Here is a 2256-nt window from a genome sequence, read left to right as displayed (position 1 = left end):
AGTCCAGACGACCTCGCGACGGACGAGTCCGACCGGTCCCGCTCGACGCCGGTCACGGGGCCGACGTCGAGCACGCCGCGCCGCGTCGTCGGGACCGGGACCTCCTGCTCGAAGGTCCCCTTCGCCGCGATCGCCGGGATGGCGACGTCGACCAGCCCCACCCCAACGGGGACCTCGACCGTGCTCGGGACCGACGGCAGCCGTCCCGGGTTCTCGGCGGTCACCACCACCGCGGCCGGGTCGCCGACGGCGACGCGGTGCTGCGGGAGGCGCATCCGGACGAGCAGGCGCGACCGCCCGATCAGGGCGACCGCGGCGACGACGATCAGCAGCGCACCGGCGAACCCCACGACGACGACCTCGCGGAGGCCGAGACGGTACCCCGCGACGAACGCGACGAGCGTGAGGACCGCCACCGTCCATCCCAGGCCGGTGACCACTGACGAGACCTCGTCCCAGGCACGTCCGACGAGCCTCCAGGCCGTTGCCCAGAGCCGGACGACGCCGACGACCGCGTCTGCGGCGACGCTGTCGCGGTTCCCGACCAGACGGGTCCGCACGTTCGTCAGGCCGGCGACCGTCCCGGTGCGCTCGGACGCGCCCGACCCGCGACGCGACCGCGTCGAGGAGGGGCGGCGCGAACGCGTCGAGGCGGGCCGGCGGTCGGTCACGACGCGACCCGGTCAGCAGGGGGTGGCGTCTCGACCAGGAGCTGCGACACGACCGCGGTCGGGCTGACGCCGTCGAACTCGGCCTCGGCGTCGAGCACGAGGCGGTGCGCGAGCACCGGGACCGCCAGCGCCTTCACGTCGTCGGGCGTGACGTAGTGGCGGCCGTTGAGCGCCGCGAACACACGGGACGCCCGCATCAGACCCATCGCGCCACGGACGCTGACCCCGAGTCGGACCTCGCTCGCGGAGCGCGTCGAGTCGACGAGCCGCGCGACGTAGTCGGCGATGACGGCGTCGACGTGCACCGATCGGGCGAGCGCGGCCATCTCGGTGATCGTCGCCGCCGGCACGACGCTCGCGAGCGGCACCGATGCCGACGGCGCAGACGACGTCTCGAGGATCTTCACCGTCGCGGCGTGGTCCGGGTAGCCGATCGATGCCTTCATGAGGAAGCGGTCGAGCTGCGCCTCCGGCAGACGGTAGGTGCCGGCCTGCTCGACGGGGTTCTGGGTGGCGATCACCATGAACGGCGCGGCGAGCCGGTGGTTGACGCCGTCGACGGTGACCGCGGACTCCTCCATCGCCTCGAGCAGCGCGGACTGGGTCTTCGGGCTCGCGCGGTTGATCTCGTCGGCGAGCACGATGTTCGAGAACACCGGGCCGCGGTGGAAGTCGAACTCCTGGGTGCGCTGGTCGTAGACGCTGATGCCCGTGATGTCGCCGGGCAGCAGGTCGGGCGTGAACTGGATGCGGTTCGTCGAGCCCTGCACACTCTGCGCCATCGCCCGCGCGAGGCTCGTCTTGCCCGGTGCCGGGGACGTCCTCGAGCAGGAGGTGTCCCTCGCTGAGCATCGCCGTGACCGCGAGCCGGATCACGAACGTCTTCCCGAGGAGCACCTGCTCGACGTTGGTCACGATGCGGCCGGCGACGTCGGCGAACCAGGTGGCCTGCTCCGGGGTCATGCTCATGCGGGGTCGTTCCTTCGGTGGTGAGTCGTTGGTCGTGGGCGCGCTACTCGGAAGCGTAGAGCGTGGTCGGCACGTGGCTCAGTTGCCGGACGGGGGTGTGGAATCCGCTGGCGGTGTCGTCGGGAACAGGTCCGTCGTCGTTCCGCGGTAGTCAGCTCCGTTCAAGCTCGCGATCGCGTACACGTCGACCGAGCCTGCCGTCACAGGCACTGTCGGTGGGGACTCTCCGGCGTTCCAGCGCGCGTAGCCAGGGAAAACGGGGCCGCTGCCATCTGGGTTCGCATGCCACCTCGCGGTGTACTGCAGATTCACACCGTTGGGCTGAGGCGGTTCGTTGATCAGCAGCGCGCTGTTCTGCTGAGCGGTCTTGATACTGACCGCGGTGTTCAGCGCTGCGACGACGCCACCGGAGGTCGAATCGGTACAGAACTGCTCTCCAGGGCCTCCACACGCGGCGATGGTGAATGAAGCCGCGCTGTTGTACACGCCGGCGGGAACCCCCGTCCATTGCGCACCCGGCGCGAGCGGCGTGCTCTGCCCGTCAATTGTGAATACGTAGTGGTCGACACCGTTCTGCGAGGGCATGGTCACCGTTCCGTCCCATTGGTCAGCAGAC

The 2256-nt window shown here is 70.4% G+C and carries 1 protein-coding gene and 2 pseudogenes; all 3 read right to left on the bottom strand.

Annotated elements, in window-relative coordinates; genetic code table 11:
• Positions 1-671: pseudogene (locus tag I59_RS19265) on the bottom strand (DUF58 domain-containing protein); the annotation flags it as partial.
• Positions 668-1640 (bottom strand): annotated as a pseudogene (locus tag I59_RS19260) (AAA family ATPase). The pseudogenes I59_RS19265 and I59_RS19260, both read right to left, overlap by 4 nt.
• 78 nt (positions 1641-1718) lie before the next feature.
• The coding region (locus tag I59_RS21895) for a hypothetical protein (protein ID WP_222834992.1) at positions 1719-2256 on the bottom strand (538 nt) is incomplete at its 5' end.

The organism is Curtobacterium sp. B8 (assembly GCF_000333315.1).
Lineage (GTDB): Bacteria > Actinomycetota > Actinomycetes > Actinomycetales > Microbacteriaceae > Curtobacterium > Curtobacterium luteum.
Note: the sequence above shows the minus strand (reverse complement) of the source record. Positions and strands in the feature narration are given on the sequence as shown.